The sequence below is a fragment of the Mycobacterium lehmannii genome (assembly GCF_002245535.1).
In the GTDB taxonomy this organism is placed as follows: Bacteria; Actinomycetota; Actinomycetes; order Mycobacteriales; family Mycobacteriaceae; genus Mycobacterium; species Mycobacterium lehmannii.
Genome location: NZ_NKCN01000037.1, coordinates 1 through 20,043, shown reverse-complemented (window position 1 = coordinate 20,043; position 20,043 = coordinate 1). Strand labels below are relative to the sequence as shown.

General features: G+C 67.8%; 17 protein-coding genes and 1 pseudogene. 12 read left to right on the top strand and 6 right to left on the bottom strand.

What is annotated here, in order from left to right; translation table 11 throughout:
* Window positions 1–12: 12 nt before the first annotated feature.
* Window positions 13–906, top strand: coding sequence for a tetratricopeptide repeat protein (locus CEX87_RS25180; RefSeq protein ID WP_198957307.1), 894 nt, complete (start codon window positions 13–15; stop codon window positions 904–906).
* A gap of 85 nt (window positions 907–991) precedes the next feature.
* Here the strand turns inward: CEX87_RS25180 and glgB are convergent, their stop codons facing one another.
* Both glgB and CEX87_RS25170 read right to left on the bottom strand, forming a co-directional pair.
* On the bottom strand, window positions 992–3,205 hold the full coding sequence (gene glgB, locus CEX87_RS25175; protein WP_064417337.1) for a 1,4-alpha-glucan branching protein GlgB: 2,214 nt from the start codon (window positions 3,203–3,205) through the stop codon (window positions 992–994).
* Between the two features lie 4 nt (window positions 3,206–3,209).
* On the bottom strand, window positions 3,210–5,294 hold the full coding sequence (locus CEX87_RS25170; RefSeq protein WP_064426312.1) for an alpha-1,4-glucan--maltose-1-phosphate maltosyltransferase: 2,085 nt from the start codon (window positions 5,292–5,294) through the stop codon (window positions 3,210–3,212).
* A gap of 220 nt (window positions 5,295–5,514) precedes the next feature.
* Between CEX87_RS25170 and glgP the strand changes: the two genes are divergently transcribed.
* The 3 genes from glgP (at window position 5,515) to CEX87_RS25155 (ending at window position 9,823) form a co-directional block, all read left to right on the top strand.
* Window positions 5,515–8,139: an alpha-glucan family phosphorylase gene (glgP, locus tag CEX87_RS25165; protein ID WP_064426311.1), complete on the top strand. Its 2,625-nt coding sequence runs from the start codon at window positions 5,515–5,517 to the stop codon at window positions 8,137–8,139.
* A complete protein-coding gene (locus tag CEX87_RS25160; protein WP_094289591.1) occupies window positions 8,136–8,984 on the top strand; it encodes a virginiamycin B lyase family protein in 849 nt (282 codons plus the stop codon). The genes glgP and CEX87_RS25160 overlap by 4 nt, the downstream gene beginning before the upstream one ends.
* Before the next feature lie 104 nt (window positions 8,985–9,088).
* Window positions 9,089–9,823, top strand: a complete 735-nt coding sequence (locus CEX87_RS25155; protein WP_369816255.1) for an MspA family porin — start codon at window positions 9,089–9,091, stop codon at window positions 9,821–9,823.
* On the opposite strand, the gene CEX87_RS25150 is transcribed toward CEX87_RS25155, so the two are convergent.
* The 3 genes from CEX87_RS25150 to CEX87_RS25140 form a co-directional block, all read right to left on the bottom strand.
* Window positions 9,824–11,263, bottom strand: a complete 1,440-nt coding sequence (locus tag CEX87_RS25150; protein WP_064397330.1) for a neutral zinc metallopeptidase — start codon at window positions 11,261–11,263, stop codon at window positions 9,824–9,826.
* A gap of 67 nt (window positions 11,264–11,330) precedes the next feature.
* Window positions 11,331–13,298 (bottom strand): ATP-dependent DNA helicase, encoded by a 1,968-nt coding sequence (locus CEX87_RS25145; protein WP_094289589.1) that lies wholly within the window; start codon window positions 13,296–13,298, stop codon window positions 11,331–11,333.
* Between the two features lie 18 nt (window positions 13,299–13,316).
* Window positions 13,317–14,657, bottom strand: a complete 1,341-nt coding sequence (locus tag CEX87_RS25140; protein ID WP_416171927.1) for a nicotinate phosphoribosyltransferase — start codon at window positions 14,655–14,657, stop codon at window positions 13,317–13,319.
* A gap of 21 nt (window positions 14,658–14,678) precedes the next feature.
* On the opposite strand from CEX87_RS25140, the gene clpS reads away from it, so the two are divergent.
* The 8 genes from clpS to murI are packed head-to-tail and all read left to right on the top strand — an operon-like array spanning window position 14,679 to window position 19,856.
* Complete coding sequence (gene clpS / locus CEX87_RS25135) at window positions 14,679–14,993, top strand: ATP-dependent Clp protease adapter ClpS (RefSeq protein ID WP_064397324.1); 315 nt, start codon at window positions 14,679–14,681, stop codon at window positions 14,991–14,993.
* Between the two features lie 7 nt (window positions 14,994–15,000).
* Complete coding sequence (gene aosR / locus CEX87_RS25130) at window positions 15,001–15,585, top strand: oxidative stress transcriptional regulator AosR (protein ID WP_064397323.1); 585 nt, start codon at window positions 15,001–15,003, stop codon at window positions 15,583–15,585.
* The gene (locus CEX87_RS25125; RefSeq protein ID WP_064397320.1) at window positions 15,582–16,601 is read left to right on the top strand and encodes a P1 family peptidase; all 1,020 of its coding nucleotides are present in this window, start codon (window positions 15,582–15,584) and stop codon (window positions 16,599–16,601) included. Before aosR ends, CEX87_RS25125 begins: the two co-directional genes overlap by 4 nt.
* A 59-nt stretch (window positions 16,602–16,660) precedes the next feature.
* Window positions 16,661–17,095, top strand: coding sequence for a M67 family metallopeptidase (locus CEX87_RS25120; protein ID WP_269845558.1), 435 nt, complete (start codon window positions 16,661–16,663; stop codon window positions 17,093–17,095).
* A 13-nt stretch (window positions 17,096–17,108) separates the two neighbouring features.
* On the top strand, window positions 17,109–17,390 hold the full coding sequence (locus CEX87_RS25115; RefSeq protein ID WP_064397316.1) for a MoaD/ThiS family protein: 282 nt from the start codon (window positions 17,109–17,111) through the stop codon (window positions 17,388–17,390).
* Window positions 17,390–18,352 carry a cysteine synthase gene (locus CEX87_RS25110; protein ID WP_064397314.1) on the top strand — a complete coding sequence of 321 codons (963 nt, stop codon included), beginning with the start codon at window positions 17,390–17,392 and terminating at the stop codon, window positions 18,350–18,352. The genes CEX87_RS25115 and CEX87_RS25110 overlap by 1 nt, the downstream gene beginning before the upstream one ends.
* Window positions 18,343–19,026 carry a rhomboid family intramembrane serine protease gene (locus tag CEX87_RS25105; protein WP_064397312.1) on the top strand — a complete coding sequence of 228 codons (684 nt, stop codon included), beginning with the start codon at window positions 18,343–18,345 and terminating at the stop codon, window positions 19,024–19,026. Before CEX87_RS25110 ends, CEX87_RS25105 begins: the two co-directional genes overlap by 10 nt.
* Before the next feature lie 8 nt (window positions 19,027–19,034).
* Entirely contained in the window at window positions 19,035–19,856 is an 822-nt protein-coding gene (gene murI / locus CEX87_RS25100) for a glutamate racemase (protein WP_064397471.1), read from the top strand.
* A gap of 55 nt (window positions 19,857–19,911) precedes the next feature.
* Here murI and CEX87_RS27025 read toward each other — a convergent pair.
* A pseudogene (locus tag CEX87_RS27025) lies at window positions 19,912–20,043 on the bottom strand (IS481 family transposase); the annotation flags it as partial.

Sequence of the window (20,043 nt, the reverse complement as noted above, 5' to 3'; positions counted from 1 at the left end):
AAACTTATGGGCGTGAGTCGTCCACGCCCTTCTATCGCGGCCTCGATGGCCGGTGCGGTTGATCTGTCCGCCCTCAAGCAGCGGCCCTCGACGGGTGATAGCGAATCGTCGGCGCCCGCCGGTGGAGTGGAAGTCACCGAGGCGAACCTCGAAGCCGAGGTGCTGGTCCGGTCCAATCAAGTTCCCGTCGTGGTGCTGCTGTGGTCACCGCGCAGCGATGCCAGCGTCCAATTGGGTGATGCCCTCGGTCAACTGGCCACAGCCGACGGCGGGAAATGGGCGTTGGCGACGGTCAACGTCGACGTCGTCCCCCGCGTGGCGCAGATGTTCGGTGTGCAGGCGATCCCGACCGTGGTCGCGCTGGCCGCCGGACAACCCCTGTCGAGTTTCCAGGGCATGCAGCCCCCCGAGCAGTTGCGCCGGTGGATCGACTCGCTGCTGAACGCGGTCGCCGGCAAGTTGTCCGGCGGGGCCGAGGAGGGGGAGGCCGAAGAGGTCGATCCCGAACTCGCGCAAGCCCGTTCGCACCTGGACGCCGGTGACTTCGACGCCGCGCGCACCGCGTACCAGGCGATTCTGGACGCCAACCCCGGTCACGCCGAAGCCAAGGGCGCCGTCCGCCAGATCGATTTCCTGCAGCGGGCCACCACCCGGACGCCCGACGCGATCGCCGCCGCCGACGCGGACCGCGGCGACATCGAGCTGGCGTTCGCCGCCGCCGACGTCGAGGTCCTCCAGCAGAACATCGCGGCGGCCTTCGACCGGCTCATCGACCTCGTCAAGCGGACGTCCGGCGACGACCGCACCACGGTGCGTACTCGACTGATCGAGCTGTTCGACCTGTTCGATCCGGCCGATCCCGAGGTCATCGCCGGCCGGCGCAAGCTGGCCAACGCGCTGTACTAGGGGCGAGTCGTCGAAGCCGACGAATTGGCGGTTTCTCGTTGTGTTTTCCCGCCATTGCGTCGGTTTCGGCGCAACCTGGCGTCGTCTACTCGGCGACGTATTCGAACCAGAGCGCGGACAGCGGGGGCAGCACCATGACCGCCGACGCCGGACGCCCGTGCCAGGGCTCGTCGGTCGCTTCTACTGCGCCGTAGTTACCGATGCCCGACCCGTTGTAGATGTCGGCGTCGGTGTTGAGCACCTCGCGCCAGGTGCCTGCGTGCGGTAACCCCAGGCGATAGCGGGAGTGCTCGGCGCCGGAGAAGTTGAACACGCACGCCAGTACGGAGCCGTCGTCGCCGTAGCGCAGGAAACTCAGCACGTTGTTGGCCGAATCATTGGCGTCGATCCAGCTGTAGCCCTCGGGTCGGGTGTCTTGTGACCACAGCGCCCGCCGGGTTCGGTAGACGGCGTTCATGTCGTGCACCATGCGCTGAATGCCGGTCGAGAAGCTGTTCTCGTCGAGCTGATACCAGTCGACGCCGCGCTCCTCGGACCACTCGGCGCGCTGGCCGAACTCCTGGCCCATGAACAGCAGCTGCTTGCCCGGATGCGCCCACTGATACGCCAACAGGCTGCGCAGCCCGGCGGCCTTGTTGTGGTCGTTGCCCGGCATCCGGCCCCACAGCGTGCCCTTGCCGTGCACGACCTCGTCGTGGCTGATCGGCAGGACATAGTTCTCGCTGAACGCATAGAGCATCGAGAACGTGATCTCGTGGTGGTGGTAGCTGCGGTGGATCGGATCGCGTTTGATGAACTCCAGCGTGTCGTTCATCCAGCCCATGTTCCACTTCATCGAGAAACCAAGGCCGCCAAGGTTCGTCGGCCTGGTCACGCCGGGCCAGGAGGTGGACTCCTCGGCGACAGTGACGATGCCGGGGGCGGCTTTGTGTACGGTCGCGTTCATCTCCTGAAGGAACTGCACGGCTTCGAGGTTCTCGCGACCGCCGTAGATGTTCGGCGTCCACCCACCTTCGGGGCGCGAGTAGTCGAGGTAGAGCATCGAGGCGACCGCATCCACCCGCAGGCCGTCGATGTGATACTCCTGCAGCCAGTACAACGCGTTGGCCACCAGGAAGTTGCGCACCTCCGCACGGCCGAAATCGAAGACGTAAGTGCCCCAATCCAATTGCTCGCCGCGGCGGGGATCGGAGTGCTCGTAGAGCGCGGTGCCGTCGAAACGGCCGAGCGCCCAGGCGTCCTTCGGGAAGTGGGCGGGCACCCAGTCCATGATCACGCCGATGCCGGCCTGATGCAGCGTGTCGACGAGGTGGCGGAACTCGTCAGGGGTGCCCAGCCGCGACGTCGGCGCGTAATACGAGGTGACCTGATAACCCCACGAGCCGCCGAACGGATGCTCGGCCACGGGCATCAGCTCGACATGGGTGAACCCGTTCTCGACAACGTATTCGGTGAGCTGGGTGGCCAGTTCGCGATAGCTCAGGCCCGGACGCCACGACATCAGGTGCACCTCGAGGGTGCTCATCGGTTCGAACACCGGGTTCTGGGCCGCGCGGCGCGTCATCCACTCGTCGTCGGCCCACGTGTAGTCGCTGCGGGTCACCTTCGAGGCGGTCTTGGGCGGCACCTCGGTCGCGAACGCCATCGGGTCGGCGCGCTCGCTGACCGAACCGTCGGCGCCGTGGATGCGAAACTTGTACAACCCGCCGATCTCGAAGCCCGGCCAAAACACCTCCCACACGCCGGTCGACCCGAGCACACGCAGCTGGGCTTCGTTGCCGTCCCAGTGGTTGAACTCGCCGATCAGGCTGACGCCCTTGGCGTTCGGAGCCCACACCGCGAACGAGACACCGTCGACGACGCCGTCGGGGGTGGTGTAGCTGCGGGGGTGTGCGCCGAGGATCTCCCACAGCCGCTCGTGGCGGCCCTCGGAGAACAGGTGCAAGTCGACCTCGCCGAGCGTGGGCAGGAACCGGTACGCGTCGGCCACCGTGTGCACCTGGGTCGAGCCATCGCCGCCGGAGTAGTGCACCTCGAGCCGATAGTCGGCCAGCCCGGTGAACGGCAACGCGACCGCGAACAGCCCGGATTCGATGTGCTGGAACGCATAGCGCTCACCGCCGACGACCGCGACCACCTCGACGGCATGGGGCCGGTAGGCGCGGATCACGGTGTGGTCGTCGTACTCGTGGGCACCGAGCACCGAATGCGGGTCGTGGTGCTCGCCGGCCAGCAGCCGGTTGAGGTCCGCGGTGTGCGGCCGAAGATGTGGGCTGCTCGCTTGTTTGGTCTGCGTCATGTCGTCACTCCCTACGCAGCAGATTGAGTCGTTGGTCTGCGGGCACCTGCGGCATGTTCAACACGTGTGCCACCGCACGCACCGGGTCCAGGCGCACGTAATTGGACTGTCCCCATTGATATTCGTCGCCGGTGATCTCGTCGCGGACCCAGAACCGGTCGTAGGGCTCCATCCCGAGGGCGGGCATGTCCAGCCACAGCGTGGCCTCCTCGGGTCCGAAGGGGTTGAGCGTGACCACCACCAGCACCTGGTCTCCGGTGGCGGGATCGAACTTGCTGTAGGCCAGCAGCGCGTCGTTGTCGGCGTGGTGGAACGTGATGGTGCGCAACTGGTGTAGAGCGGGGTGCAGTCGACGGATCTCGTTGAGCCGGGTGATGAACGGCTCCAGCGATTCACCGTCGGCGAGCGCCGCGTCGAAGTCGCGGGGCCGCAGCTCGTACTTCTCGGAGTTGAGGTACTCCTCGCTGCCTTCCCGGACCGCACGGTGTTCGTACAGTTCGAATCCCGAGTACATCCCCCATGCCGAACTCATCGTCGACGCCAGCACCGCGCGGATAGCGAACATCCCGGGTCCTCCGTGCTGCAGGCTTTCGTGCAGGATGTCGGGCGTGTTGACGAACAGGTTCGGGCACGCGTAGTCGGCGTGTTCGGCGATCTGTTGGCCGAACTCGGTGATCTCCCACTTGGCGGTGCGCCAGGTGAAGTACGAATACGACTGTGTGAACCCCAGTTTGGCCAATCCGTACAGCCGTGCGGGACGGGTGAACGCCTCGGAGAGGAACAGCACTTCGGGGTGCTCGTTCTTCACCTGGCCGATCAGCCAGGCCCAGAAGTTCGGCGGCTTGGTGTGGGGGTTGTCGACCCGGAAGATCTTGACGCCGTGCGAGATCCAGTGCCGTACCACCCGCAGCACCTCTTCGTAGAGCCCGGCCGGGTCGTTGTCGAAGTTCAGCGGGTAGATGTCCTGGTACTTCTTCGGGGGGTTCTCCGCGTAGGCGATGGTGCCGTCGGGCAGCACGGTGAACCACTCGGGGTGTTCCTTGGCCCAGGGATGGTCGGGGGCGCACTGCAGCGCGAGGTCGAGCGCCACCTCCATGCCGTCGTCGCGAGCCGCGGCGACGAAGTCGTCGAAGTCGTCGATCGTGCCCAGGTCCGGATGGACCGCGTCGTGGCCGCCCTCGTCGCTTCCGATGGCCCACGGCGAGCCGACGTCGTTGGGCGCGGCGGTGACGCTGTTGTTGCGGCCCTTGCGGTGCACCTTGCCGATCGGGTGGATCGGCGGGAGGTAGACGACGTCGAAGCCCATCCGGGCGATGCGGGGCAGCGCCTTGGTGGCGGTGGCGAAGGTGCCGTGCACCGGGTTGCCCTTGGCGTCCCAGCCGCCGGTCGAGCGGGGGAAGAACTCGTACCATGCGGTGACCCGTGCCTCGGGGCGGTCGACCCAGACGCCGTACTGCTCGCCGCGGGTCACCAACTCGCGCAGCGGATACTCGTCGAGCAGGCGGGTGACCTCCGGTGCCAGCGCAGCGCCGGCACGAGTGAACGGATCGCCCGGCTGGCGCAGCCGGGCCGCGGCCTCGATCAGCGGATAGCGATGCTGACGCGGCACACCGGTCGAGGCGCGTTCCAGCAGCCGGGCTCCGACCAGCAGGTCGTTTGACAGCTCCGATTCGCTCTGACCCGCGTCGAGCTTGGCGGTGACGCTCTTGCGCCAGGTCGCCACGGGATCACCCCAGCCGTCCACCCGGAACGTCCACAGCCCGGGGCAGTCGGGGGTGAACGCACCGTGAAAGACGTCGGGAGTCCGCCCCGTCGTCATCGCCAGATGCTGCGGCTTCTTGCGCGGCGTAGCGCCGAGCACGGTTTCGATCGGCACCGCTTCGGCGGTCACCAGCCCCGGCGGATCGTCGGCGAGCTGGGGATATGCCGTGCCGTGGTAGCGCACCACCAGGGTCGCGGCGACCGCGTCGTGGCCTTCGCGCCAAACGGTGGCCGCAACCGGAACGATTTCGCCGACGACCGCCTTTGCGGGGTACCGCCCCTCGGAGACGACAGGCGCGACGTCATCGATCTCGATTCGACCGGCCACCTATCACTCCTCCTTTTGGCGCGGCCGCCGAAGTGCTCTGCCGGCACCGCCGGCGTGGCCGCTGCGTTGTCTTGGTCGCGTTCACAGTCAAGATGAATAAGCCTCGTCGCGCCCTATACCCACGTTAGTGCGCAGCCCAACCCGAAGCGGGCCAAGCAGTCCGACCGGGCGCCCTGCGAGCCGCCGGATTGTCAGTAATGTTGTTCCGCGTGATAGCCCGATGAAAGCGCTGAGAAGGTTCACCGTCCGAACGCATCTGCCCGACCGGCTGGCTGCGCTCGAACGGTTGTCGATCAACCTGCGCTGGTCCTGGGACCGACCGACCCAGGATCTGTTCGAGACGATCGACCCCGAGCTGTGGAAGCGGGTCGGCTGCGATCCTGTCGGCCTGTTGGGGCAGGTCAGTCCGCAGCGCCTGGACGCGCTCGCCGGTGACGAGGAGTTCTTGCGCCGCCTCGACGGGCTGGCCGCCGATCTCGACGACTACCTCAACCGGCCGCTGTGGTACCAGCAGGAGCTCGAACACGGTGTCCAACTGCCCAACGGCATCGCGTACTTCTCGATGGAGTTCGGGGTGGCCGAGTCCCTCCCGAACTACTCGGGGGGCCTGGGCATCCTCGCCGGCGACCACCTCAAAGCCGCGTCGGATCTGGGCCTGCCGCTGATCGCGGTCGGGCTGCTCTACCGTTCGGGTTACTTCCGCCAGTCGCTGACCGCCGATGGCTGGCAGCACGAGAGCTATCCGGCCCTGGACCCGCAGGGGCTGCCGCTTCGGCTGCTCACCGACCGCGACGGGCAACGAGTTCTCGTCGCCGTGGCGATGCCGAGCGAGAACGGTTACGACAGTCACCTGCAGGCGCGGGTGTGGATCGCCCAGGTGGGCCGAATTCCATTGCTGCTGCTGGATTCCGACGTCCCGGAGAACGACCACGACCTGCGTGGTGTTACCGACCGGCTCTACGGCGGCGATCAGGAGCACCGGATCAAACAGGAGATTCTCGCCGGTGTGGGCGGGGTGCGGGCGATCCGCGCATTCATCGAGCTGGAAGGCCGGCCCTCGCCCGAGGTGTTCCACATGAACGAGGGACATGCCGGCTTCCTCGGTGTCGAGCGCATCCGGGAACTCATCGACGCCGGGCTCGACTTCGACACCGCGCTGACGGTGGTGCGGTCCTCGACGGTGTTCACCACGCACACCCCGGTACCCGCGGGGATCGACCGGTTCCCAGTGGAGATGGTGCGCCGGTACTTCGGCGGTTCGACCGACGGCCCTTCGGGTGCGATGTCGCGGCTGCTTCCGGGCCTTCCGCTCGATCGCATCATCGCGTTCGGCGAGGAGGACGACCCGACCAAGTTCAACATGGCCCACATGGGGCTGCGCCTGGCGCAGCGCGCCAACGGTGTCTCGATGCTGCACGGCAACGTCAGCAGGCACATGTTCAACGAGCTGTGGCCGGGTTTCGATCCCGGCGAGGTGCCGATCGGATCGATCACCAACGGTGTGCACGCGCCGACCTGGGCGGCGCCGCAGTGGATGGAGCTCGGGCGCGAACTGCTCGGCAGCGAGGACCTCACCAGTGCGCGCGAACCCGCGGTGTGGGGCCGCCTGCAGCAGGTCGACACCGGCCACCTGTGGTGGATCCGCTCGCAGCTGCGCGAGCAGCTCATCGAGGACGTGCGCGCCAGGCTGCGCCGTTCCTATCTGGAACGCGGCGCGGCGGAAGCCGAATTAGGCTGGATCGCAACGGCTTTCGATCCCGACGTGCTGACGATCGGGTTTGCGCGACGGGTACCGACCTACAAGCGCCTGACGTTGATGCTGCGCGACCCCGAACGGTTGGAGCGGCTGCTGCTCAACGACGAGCGGCCGATCCAGCTCATCGTCGCGGGCAAGTCCCACCCCGCCGACGACGGCGGCAAGACCCTGATCCAGCAGGTGGTGAAGTTCGCGGACCGGCCCGAGGTCCGGCACCGGATCGCCTTCTTGCCCGACTACGACATGTCGATGGCCCGCCAGTTGTACTGGGGATGCGACGTGTGGCTCAACAATCCGCTGCGGCCGTTGGAGGCGTGCGGCACGTCGGGCATGAAGAGCGCGCTCAACGGCGGGCTGAACCTGTCCATCCGCGACGGGTGGTGGGACGAGTGGTACGACGGCGAGAACGGGTGGGAAATCCCCACTGCCGACGGTCTGGCCGACGAGAACCGGCGTGACGACCTCGAGGCGGCCGCTCTGTATGACCTGCTGGAGACGACGGTGACGCCGAAGTTCTATGACCGCGACGAGCGTGGCGTTCCGGCGCGGTGGGTCGAGATGGTGCGGCACACGCTGATCGTGTTGGGTCCCAAGGTGCTGGCGTCGCGGATGGTGCGTGACTACACCGAGAAGTACTACGCGCCGGCGGCGCAGTCTCTTCGACGGACCGTCGAACCCGGCGATGATGGTGAACCGTTCGGCGCCGCAAGGGATCTGGCCGGCTACCGGCTGCGTGCCCAGGAATCGTGGCCCAAGATCCAGATCACCGACGTCGACAGCTACGGGCTGCCCGACACCCCGCTGCTGGGTTCGGAGCTCACGTTGACCGCCACCGTGTACCTGGCGGGCCTGCGCCCCGAAGAGGTTGCCGTGCAAGCGGTGCTGGGTCGCGTCGACGCGAGCGATCAACTCGTCGAACCGGTGACGGTGCCGATGACGCACACAGGGACCGCCGACGCCGGCAGGGACGTGTTCTCCGTGACCGCCCCGTTGCCCGTCGCCGGGCCGGTGGGTTACACCGTGCGCGTCCTGCCGCACCACCCGCTGCTGGCGGGCGACAACGAGCTCGGCCTCGTCACGCTCGCGTGACACAAGCGCTCAAGGTCGCGCTCGACGGCGGGCCCTACGGGATCGCGGCAGGTCCGGACGGCGCGCTCTGGGTGACGCTGGTGCACCACGGCGCGATCGCGCGGGTCACCGACAGCGGCGAGGTCGCGACGTATCCCGTGGCGGCGGACTGCCGGCCGTCGCTCATCACCGCGGGCCCCGACGGAGCGCTGTGGTTCACCCGCAACGGCGACGACCACATCGGCCGCATCACCACCGCCGGCCAAGTGAGCGCATTCGAACTCCCCGCGGGAAGCGCTCCATACGGCATCACGGCGGGCCCCGACGGGGCGCTGTGGTTCACGGCGATGGGCTCCGGAGTGGTCGCCCGGATGTCGACGGACGGTGAGGTTTCGAAGGTCCACCCGGTCGGCGGTGCGCCGTCGATGATCGTCACGGGTCCCGACGGCGCGCTGTGGTTCACGCTGAACCAGGCCGGCGCCGTCGGCCGCCTCACCCTCGGCGGCGACCTGACCATCCGCGAAACACCCACTGCCGCTTCGGGTCCCGTCGGCATCACAGCAACCCACGACGACGCCGTGTGGTTCACCGAGATCGTCGCCGAACGCCTCGGCCGGATACCGATCGACGATGCCATCCAGGAAATCGACCTGCCCGGCAAGCCGCATGCGGTGATCGCCGATCCCAGCGACGGCGTGTGGGTGACGCTGTGGGGCTCCAGCCAGCTCGCCCGCGTCGGCGGCGACGGTGACATCGTGACGATCGACCTGCCGCCGGGCAGTGAACCGCACGGGCTCGCGCTGGACGACGATGGCGCCGTCTGGGTCGCCCTGGAAGCCGGTCACGTCCTGCGAATGCCGACCTGACCAGGCAATCGGAACGATTCTGGGAGCATCCGCACGCGTCGCACATCGGGCGCGGTAGGTTCCCAAGCGTTGCTAACGACGGAGGGTGGCCAGTGACGATTGGGATTGTGCTGCGGCGAGGCCTCACCGTGATCACGGTCGCGGGGGTGCTCGGCAGTTTGGGCGCCGCATCCGCGTCGGCCGATCCGGAGGCCGAGCCTGTCGTGGCCGAAGTGCCCGCCGAAGGGGCGCCCCCTCCGCCGCCGCCTCCGGACGGCGCCGTCGAATCCACCCCGCCCGCGGTGACCGAGACACCCGACGGTTGGCGCCTGGAAATGAGCGCCGAGAAAGAGACCCAGGCACCGACACCTCCGCTGACGACCGCACTGTCGTCGCGCGAATATGTCGTCGGAGGCACCTATAAGGGTCGGCTGATCGGCCCGGGGGGAGGCGAAGCGCCGGAGGGCAGCCTGGAAGTCGGTTACGAGATCGGCTGCGGCATCGACATGAGCACCTCGAACGGCGTCTCGCTGACCGGCACCGCAGGCATCAACCCGTCCATCGGGCTTCTGGGGCTCACCGTGGTCGGTGGTGGAGAGGACTTCGGAATCCTGCCGAGCCTCGGCGGCAATGTCGGGGGCGGTATCACCGTGGGCCTCAAACCGGGTCTGGTCAACGTGGTGCCGGTGACGAAGAAGAAGTTCACCGGCGCGGAGCCATGGGTGATGGTGAGCAACTTCCGGGTCAAGATCGACGGCTGCGTCGGCGAGTCCTTCATCCGTTCGTATGCGTACCTCAGCCACTCCACCGACCAGTCCGAGGCGATCGTCGCCTGGTACGGCGTGACGAAAAAGATCTGATCAGTCGAAGCGCTTGAAGCAGCGTTCGGTGTCCCCGAGGACGCCGACGCGGAACGCATCGATGCGGGAGAAGCCCGACGGCACCGATTCGCCGTTGACGTCGCTGGCCACCAGGCCGTTCATCAAGATGCCCGACACGGCTTCGTCGACGTCGCCTGCGGTCAGCGCGACGGTGTTGCCGTCCGCGGTGGTCACGCTCTTCGAGAGTTTGGTGGTGGCGACACCGGTCAGGCATGCCGTGCGCAGCGCGGCCTCGGCGTTGTCCAGAGCGACACCGCCGTGCTCGTTCTGGATCGCCTGCATGTACCGCGACACCAGTATCGAGTACGCGGTGTTGTCACCGGTGGCCAAGCTGACCGGGTCCTCGATGTCGGACTGGGCGCCCATCACCGCCAGCTCGTCGAGGTCGACGGCGATGGTGTTGGTCGCCGGGCAGTAGGACACCGGCGGACTCGGTCGCGCGTTCGCGCACTGCGGGGGGTCGAAGCTGCGCTGCGGTGGGTTGGCGGGTGTGAAGAGGATGTCCATCGCGTCCATGACGGCGCGCACCGACTCTTCGGAGACCGGCCATTCACCGGTCTCGTCCTCTTGCAGGAGCACCGGCAGATCGCCCCGGCGTTGGCCGATCTCGCGCATGTCGATGGCCGCGCAGGCCGACGGGCCGTCGGTGAAGCCGAACTGGAAGGCCGACAGGCGTTCGAACGCCGAACCGTGTTCGTCGACGCCGACCTCGGGGTCGTACTCGCTCAGCAACGGATCCCGGAACGCGATGACGGACGCCAACACGTTGTTGAGCCCTTCGCCGGTCGACAGCGTGAACCGCGGCGAGTTGTCTTCTGCGACCCAGCGCATGTAGGCGCCCGCCAGACAGTCGGCCTGTTGTTCGGACACCAGCGTCGGGGTGTCGTCGTCGACCAGGCCCGCCTGCCTCTGCACGGCGTGGCCGTATTCGTGGGCGAGCACCATCGTCACTCCCATGTCGCCGAACTCCTGCCGCAGGCTGGGCAGGAGCTCGCCGCGATCCCATCCGATGGTGTTGTCGGTGGTGCAGTAGCCGGCGTTGACCAAGGCGTAGGTGTCGGTGTCGCAGAACCCGGTGCTGTCGAATCCGTTGGCGTCCCAGGAATAGACGCGGTCGACCGGCTTGAACCGGCCGTCGAACGCGGCGCCGTAGGCGCCTTCCCAGAACTGTTCGATGTCGCTGATCGCCTGGCGGGCCAGCTCGTCGGAGTCACTCCCGTTGGTGCCCACCACCACTCGCGTCGGATCGCGCGGGTCCGGCCGTAAACCGGTGGGGCCGTCGGTCGCAGGCATGCCTGCGACACGGAACGGATCGTTGAACACCGATACGGGTTCGCCGCGAAGCGTTGTGGTGCATCCGGTGATGACGAGCACCGCCGACATCGCGGTCACGGCGCCCCACACGTGTCGTCGATTCATGGACGCCGCCTTTCGCGTCGAGGCGGCCGCAGGGCGCGCACTGAACCGTTGTCAGAATAGAAAACAATCACCGCGCGCGGAGACGTTCGAGCGCCTGACGCACGCGGTGCGAGTCGGTCGTTGCCCAGAACGGTGGCAGAGAGGCTCGCAGGAAGCCGCCGTAGCGGGCAGTGGCCATTCGCGAGTCCAGCACGGCGACCACGCCGCGGTCGTCGACGGTGCGCAACAGCCGACCCGCACCTTGGGCCAACAACAGCGCGGCGTGGCTGGCGGCAACGGCCATGAAACCGTTGCCCCCTCGGGCGGCCACCGACCGTTGCCGCGCCGTCAGTAGCGGGTCGTCGGGACGGGGGAACGGGATCCGGTCGATGAGCACCAGCGACAGTGACGGGCCGGGCACGTCGACGCCCTGCCACAGCGACAGCGTGCCGAACAGTGACGTCTCGGGGTCGTCGGCGAATCGTTTGACCAACGCCGACGTGGTGTCCTCGCCCTGACACAGCACCGGGGTGTCCAGCCGCTCCCGCATGATCTCGGCGGCCGCCTTGGCCGCACGCATCGAGGAGAACAGCCCGAGGGTGCGGCCGCCCGCCGCGGTGATCAGCGCGGCGATTTCGTCGAGTTGTTCTGCGGACCCAGTGCCGTCACGTCCCGGCGGCGGCAGATGCGCTGCAACGTAGAGGATGCCGGACTTCGCGTGCTCGAACGGGGATCCGACGTCGATGCCCTTCCACTCGGTCTCCCCGCCCGTCAGCCCCCACGCCGATGCCATCGCATCGAACGTGCCGCCGATCGTCAGCGTCGCCGATGTCAGAACCGTCGTGGTGTTCTCAAAGAGCCTGGTGCGCAACAGACCCGAGACCGAAAGCGGGGCGACGCGCAGTATGGTCCGCACCGTTGCGCGCGTGTCCTCGCGTTCGATCCACACCACGTCCGTGCGGTCGGGGATGGCGGGCAGGAAGGAGTCGAGAACCCGCGAGGCGGTGTCGCCGATATCGGTCAACGCGGTGACGGCTTCGGTGCGCGCGGATGCGGCCGCCGGGTCGCTCGGCGCGGTGTCGATCGTCGACCGGGCCCGGTACGCGGCGTCGCGCACCGCGGTCAGGTAGGTCGCCAGTTCGTCGTCGAGGACGTCGATGCGGCCAGGCTCGGTGTCGTGGATCGCCGACGACAGCGTGGCCGTCGCCGCCTCCAGCCGTTGCGCCAGTTCCTCGTCGACCAGGCGCGCGGCCCGGCGGTGGGCGACGCCGAGCGAGGTTGCGGACAGCTCGCCGGTGGCCACCGACGTCACGCGGTCCACCAACTCGTGCGCCTCGTCGACGACGAGCAGGTGGTGTTCGGGGAGTACGGCGGCGTCGGAGATCGCATCGATGGCCAGCAGGGCATGGTTGGTGACGACGACATCGGCATGGCCGGCTTTCTCCCGCGCCTTTTCTGCGAAACAGTCGGTGCCGAACGGGCACCGGGCCACTCCGATGCATTCGCGCGCCGACACGCTGACCTGCGACCAGGACCGGTCCGGAACGCCCGGGGTCAGCTCGTCGCGGTCACCGGTGTCGGTGTCCGACGACCAGGCGATGAGCCGCTTCACATCTCGACCCAGGGCACTGGTCGCCACCGGTTCGAACAGATCTTCCTGGGACCGGTCGTCGGGCTCGGTGACACCGCCGGCTGAACTTCCGTTGTGAATCTTGTTCAGGCACAGATAATTCCCGCGGCCCTTGAGCAGGGCGAACTCGGGGGCGCGCGGCAGCACGTCGGCCAGCGATTCCGCCAGCCGCGGAAGGTCGCGGTCGACGAGTTGACGTTGCAGCGCGATGGTCGCCGTGGACACCACGACGGGTTCGTCGGCGCCGACGGCACGTGCCAGTGCGGGCACGAGGTAGGCCAGCGACTTCCCGGTGCCCGTCCCGGCTTGGACGGCGAGGTGCTCACCGGTGTCGAAGGCGTTGCTGACGGCCTTCGCCATCTCGACCTGGCCCGCGCGTTCGCGTCCACCGAGGGCCGCGACGGCGGTGGCCAGCAACTGGGTGATGTCCGACGTGGTGACCTCCTACGCGCCGGGGGGAATCAGCCGCGTCGGCACGGCGGGTTCGCCGCGGGACAGTTTCAACCCGTCCCACGGCAGGCTCGTCAGGCCTTCTCTGACCCGGGCGCGGGCTGCGTCGAGGCCCAGATCGGCGACCGGTTCGCCATGCCGTACCAGTGGAACGGTCAGCACCCGCGCGGTGAGGCCGTCGGGGTCAGCCGGCGGGCGCTCGTAGGGGAAGACGACCTCTTCGACGATCGTGCCGGTCGCCTTGGCCATTCGCATCGCCTGCTTACGTCCGCCGTGAGACTGCTTGTGGCTGCTGCGCTTCTCCACCGGAAGGCCGTCCACCTCGGTCAGCTTGTAAACCATCCCGGCCGTCGGGGCGCCGGAACCGGTGACAAGGGATGTGCCGACGCCGTAGGTGTCGACCGGTTCGGCGCGCAGTGCGGCGATCGCGAACTCGTCGAGATCCCCGGAGACGACGATCTTCGTGTCGGTGGCGCCGAGGTCGTCGAGCTGAGCGCGCACCTGGCGCGCGAGCACGCCGAGGTCTCCGGAATCGATGCGCACCGCACCGAGTTCCGGACCGGCGACCTCGACGGCCGTCGCCACCCCCGCGGTGATGTCGTAGGTGTCCACCAGCAGCGTCGTGTCCACACCGAGCGCCTCGACCTGCGCCTGGAACGCCGCACGCTCGTCGGGGCCGTCGCCGGTGGTGTACAGCAGTGTGAACGCGTGCGCGCTGGTGCCGAGCGCCGGGACCCCGTAGTCGCGCTGGGCCTGCAGATTGGACGATCCGGAGAAGCCGGCCAGGTACGCCGCACGAGCGGCGGCGACGGCGGCGTGCTCGTGGGTGCGCCGCGAGCCCATCTCGATCAGGGGGCGTCCCTCGGCGGCGCTGACCATGCGGGCGGCGGCGGATGCGATCGCGGTGTCGTGGTTGAGGATCGACAACGCCAATGTCTCCAGGACGACACATTCGCCGAACGTGCCGTGCACCGAGAGCACCGGTGAACCCGGGAAGTAGAGCTCCCCTTCGGCGTATCCGTCGACATCGCCTCCGAATCGGTACTCGGCCAGGTACGCGAGCGTCTCGGCATCGAGGAAGTCGGCGAGCGACGACAACGCCGCGTCGTCGAATTCGAACTGCGCCAAAGCATCCACGAACCGTGCGGTGCCTGCCACCACGCCGTAGCGGCGGCCTTCGGGTAGTCGGCGTGCGAAGATCTCGAAGGTGGTGCGTCGGTGCGCGGTGCCGTCGCGCAACGCGGCCGCGAGCATCGTCAGCTCATATTTGTCGGTGAGCAGGGCCGGGGATGCGGCGGTCACACCGTCACCGTAGTAGCTCGAAGTGCCGGATATGCGTTGGCTATCCTGAACGACATGGTTACGCCGGCGAAGGCTCGACCGGGGACTCGCGAAGAGCGGAACGTCAAGTCCGTCGCGACTGAAGACGCCGCCGTCGACACGCCCTGGGTGACCATCGTGTGGGACGACCCGGTGAACCTGATGACCTACGTGACCTACGTCTTGCAGAAGCTGTTCGGCTACCCCGAGGCGCACGCGACCAAGTTGATGCTCCAGGTGCACAACGAAGGCAAGGCCGTCGTCTCGGCGGGCAGTCGCGAGGCGATGGAGATCGACGTGACCAAGCTCCACGCCGCCGGGCTGTGGGCCACCATGCAGCAGGACCGCTGACAGACACGTGCGTAAGTGGAAGCGGGTGGACACTGCCGATGGAGCGCGTTTCCGGTCGGCCATCGCACCGCACGAGGCCGCCCTGTTGCGAAGCCTGGCCACCTCGGTGGTGGGCATGCTGGAGGAGCGCGAATCATCCGCGCCCGCAGACGAACTCGAAGCGATCACCGGCATGCGTACCGGCAATTCGACGCCACCCGAAGACGACACGATGAAACGGTTGCTGCCGGACTTCTACCGGCCGCAGACCGAGCACCCCGCCGGCTCCAGTGCCGCCGAGAGCCTCAACAGTGCACTGCGCGGCTTGCATGAGCCCGACATCATCGATGCCAAACGCGAAGCGGCGCAGACACTTTTAGACACCATGCCGGAGCAGGGCGGCAAGTTCGAGCTGAGCGAGGACGACGCCCACGCGTGGGCCGCCGCCGTCAACGACATGCGCTTGGCGCTGGGCACCATGCTCGCGATCTCACCGGAGGGGCCCGACGAACTGCCGCCCGACCATCCGATGGCCGGCCACCTCGACGTCTACCAGTGGCTGACCGTGCTGCAGGAGTATCTGGTGCTGGGACTGATGGGGAAATCGAGATGAACTCGATCACCGACGTGGCCGGCATCCGGGTGGGACAACACCACCGCCTCGATCCGGACGTGACGTTGGGTTCGGGTTGGGCCAGCGGCACAACCGTGGTGCTGACGCCGCCGGGCACCGTGGGAGGCGTCGACGGCAGGGGAGGGGCGCCCGGCACCCGAGAGACCGACCTACTCGACCCGATCAATTCCGTCCGGCACGTCGACGCCGTGGTTCTGAGCGGCGGCAGCGCCTACGGGCTGGCGGCCGCCGACGGCGTGATGCAGTACCTCGAGGAGCAGGGTCGCGGCGTCGCACTGGACGGCGGCGTGGTCCCGATCGTGCCCGCCGCGGTGGTGTTCGACCTCCCGGTCGGCGGTTGGCAGTGCAGGCCGACCGCGGAGTTCGGCTATCAAGCGGCCGCAAGCGCGGGGACCGAGGTGGCGACCGGCACCGTGGGGGCGGGCACGGGAGCGCGCGCCGGTGTGCTCAAGGGCGGTGTGGGCACGGCGTCGATGCAACTGGATTGCGGCGTCACTGTCGGCGCGCTGGTGATCGTCAACTCCGCGGGCGAGGTCTTCGACACGACGACGGGCCTGCCCTGGCTGGCGTACCAGATCGAGGAGTTCGGGTTGGTCTCGCCGCCCGCCGACCAGATCGCCGCCTACGCCGACCGACACCAGGAGTTCAGCCCGCTCAACACGACGATCGCGGTGGTCGCCACCGACGCCGCGATGAGCCCCGCGGCCTGCCGGCGGGTGGCCGTCGCCGCACACGACGGCTTGGCGCGCACCATCCGGCCGTGCCATACGCCGCACGACGGGGACACGGTGTTCGCGCTGGCCACCGGTGCCGTCGAGGTGCCGCTGGATCCCACGACCCCGGCGTCGATGACCCCTGAGATGCCGCTGATCACGCAGGTCGGCGCCGCCGCGGCGGACTGTCTGGCCCGCGCGGTGATGATCGGGGTACTGGCCGCCGAGTCGGTGGCCGGAATACCGGCGTATCGCGACCTGTTGCCTGGAGCGTTCGAGTAATCGCGAAATTGCATTCCAGCAGCCGTTTACTCGATTTTTCGCTGCTGGAATACAGTTTCGTGCAGAAAGGGGTAACTGCTGTGTTGGTGATCCGAGCGGATCTGGTCGACGCCATGGTCGCCCACGCCCGCGCTGACCATCCCGACGAGGCCTGCGGGGTGATCGCGGGACCCGAGGGCTCGGACCGACCGGAGCGCTTCATCGCGATGACCAACGCCGAGCGCTCGCCGACGTTCTACCGGTTCGATTCGATGGAGCAGCTGCGGGTGTGGCGGGAGATGGACGACGCCGACGAGGCCCCGGTCGTGATCTACCACTCGCACACCGGGACCGAGGCCTATCCCAGCCGCACCGACATCGCACTGGCCCAAGAACCCGACGCCCACTACGTGCTGGTGTCGACCCGCGACCCCGACGAGCACGAACTGCGGAGCTACCGCATCGTCGACGGCGTCGTCACCGAGGAACCCGTCAAGATCGTCGAGCAGTACTAGAAAGGCTTCACCGATGGCAGTCAACGTTTCCATCCCGACCATCCTGCGCACCCACACCGGAGGGGAGAAGCGCGTCACCGCGTCGGGCGACACCGTCGCGGCCGTGATCAGCGACCTGGAGGCCAACTACTCCGGCATCTCCGAGCGCCTGATGGACAAGGACAATCCCGGCAAGCTCAATCGGTTCGTCAACATCTACGTCAACGACGAGGACGTGCGATTCTCGGGCGGACTCGACACCACGGTCGCCGACGGCGACTCGGTGACGATCCTGCCCGCGGTCGCAGGCGGCTGATGGCGCGATACGACTCGCTGCTCGAAGCGCTGGGTGGTACGCCGCTGGTGGGCCTGCGCCGGCTCTCACCGCGCTGGGACGAGGCGCCCCATGTGCGGCTGTGGGCCAAGCTCGAGGACCGCAACCCCACCGGCTCCATCAAGGATCGGCCGGCGCTGCGGATGATCGAGGAGGCCGAACGGCAGGGCCTGCTGCAACCCGGTGCGACGATCCTGGAGCCGACGAGTGGGAACACCGGCATCTCGCTGGCGATGGCGGCCCTGCTCAAGGGCTACCAGATGATCTGCGTGATGCCGGAGAACACTTCGATCGAACGCCGCCAGCTGCTCGAGTTGTACGGTGCGCGGATCATCTACTCGCCCGCCGAGGGCGGCTCGAACACGGCCGTCGCCCACGCGAAAGAGCTTGCGCTGCAAAATCCTTCGTGGGTGATGCTCTATCAGTACGGCAACGCGGCCAATTCGTTGTCGCACTACGAGGGCACCGGCCCCGAGTTGCTCGCGGACCTGCCGGAGATCACTCATTTCGTCGCGGGCCTCGGCACCACCGGCACCCTGATGGGGACCGGGCGGTTCCTGCGCGAGCGCAAACCCGACGTCAAGATCGTCGCCGCCGAACCGCGCTACGGCGAGGGTGTCTACGCACTGCGCAACATCGACGAGGGGTTCATCCCCGAGCTGTACGACCCGGAGGTGCTCACCACGCGGTACTCCGTCGGCTCCTACGACGCGATCAGGCGCACCCGCGATCTGGTTCAGGTGGAGGGGATCTTCGCGGGCATCTCCACCGGCGCGGTACTGCACGCGGCGTTGGGCATGGCGGCCAAGGCGGTCAAGGCCGGCGAGCAGGCCGACATCGCGTTCGTCGTCGCCGACGCGGGTTGGAAGTATCTGTCGACCGGTGCGTACGCCGGTAGCCTTGATGACGCCGAAGACGCGCTCGAAGGGCAGCTATGGGCATGACCGGATATCCGGGGACCACACCGTCGCAACCGCGCAAGCGGCCCGCGTGGATGATCGGCGCCCTCACCGTCTTCAGCTTCGTCGTGCTGCTGTGGGTCATCGAACTGTTCGACTCGTTGTCGAACCATCGCCTCGACGATAACGGCATCCGGCCATTGGAGTCCGACGGGCTCGTGGGCATCCTGTTCGCCCCGCTGCTGCACTCGAACTGGGACCACCTCATCGCCAACACCGTTCCGGCCCTGGTGCTGGGCTTCCTGATGACGCTGGCGGGGATGTCGCGATTCATCTTCGCGACCGCGATCGTGTGGATCCTCGGCGGGCTGGGCACGTGGCTGATCGGCAATGTCGGCATGCACTGCCCGTACGTGGGGGTGCGGTGCGAGGCCAACCACATCGGCGCTTCGGGGCTGATCTTCGGTTGGCTGGCATTCCTCATCGTGTTCGGGTTCTTCACCCGCAAGGCCTGGGAGATCATCGTCGGCGTCATCGTGATGCTGGTCTACGGCAGCGTTCTGCTCGGTGTACTGCCCGGCACGCCGGGGGTGTCGTGGCAGGGCCACCTGAGTGGGGCGGTCGCGGGCGTCATCGCGGCGTATCTGCTGTCCGGTCCGGAGCGCAAGGCTCGCGAGAAGCGCAAAAGCGTGACGTCGAACCCGTACCTGCCGTCGTGAACCCGGCCGTGTCGGCCGAGGCGCCCGTCGGCATCTTCGACTCCGGCGTCGGCGGGCTCACCGTCGCCCGCGCGATCATCGACCAGTTGCCCGCCGAGAACATCGTCTACGTCGGCGACACGGCCAACGGGCCGTACGGGCCGCTGTCCATCCCGCAGGTCCGCGCACACGCCCTGGCGATCGGCGACGATCTCGTCTCGCGCGGGATCAAGGCTCTCGTCATCGCCTGCAACACGGCGTCGTCGGCCTGCCTGCGCGACGCCCGCGAACGCTATGCGCCGGTGCCCGTGATCGAGGTGATCCTGCCCGCGGTGCGCCGCGCGGTCGCCACCACCCGCAACGGTCGCATCGGTGTCATCGGCACCGCGGCGACGATCGCGTCCGGTGCATACCAGGACGCGTTCGCGGCGGCCCGCGACACCGAGGTGATCGGTGTGGCCTGCCCGCGGTTCGTCGACTTCGTCGAGCGGGGTGTGACCAGTGGACGCCAAGTGCTCGGGCTCGCCGAGGGATACCTCGAACCGCTTCAACGCGCCCAGGTCGACACGCTCGTGCTGGGCTGCACCCACTACCCGATGCTGTCGGGACTGATCCAGTTGGCGATGGGCGAGAACGTCACGTTGGTGTCGAGCGCCGAGGAGACCGCCAAGGACTTGCTGAGGGTGCTCACCGAACTCGATTTGCTGCGGCCGCACGACTCGGCGCCGCCGCAGCGGATCTTCGAGGCGACCGGCGACCCAGATGCCTTCACCACCCTTGCCGCACGGTTTCTCGGCCCGACGCTCGACGGCGTTCGACCTGTTCAACGTCACGTCAGCGCGCAGACATGACTTCGGTCGCTCAAAGCGGCCATGTTTTCGTCAAGTATGGACCGGGCATGGCAAGCTAGTTGTACTGACCGGAGAGGTTAGGTACGCGGGTGGCAGGTGGTTGGCCGCCGAGTGCGGTGTGGCCGCGGTGGTGATTGTAGGTGTGCAGCCAGCGGGGGAACTCGGCGCAGCGTTCGGCGTCGCTGCG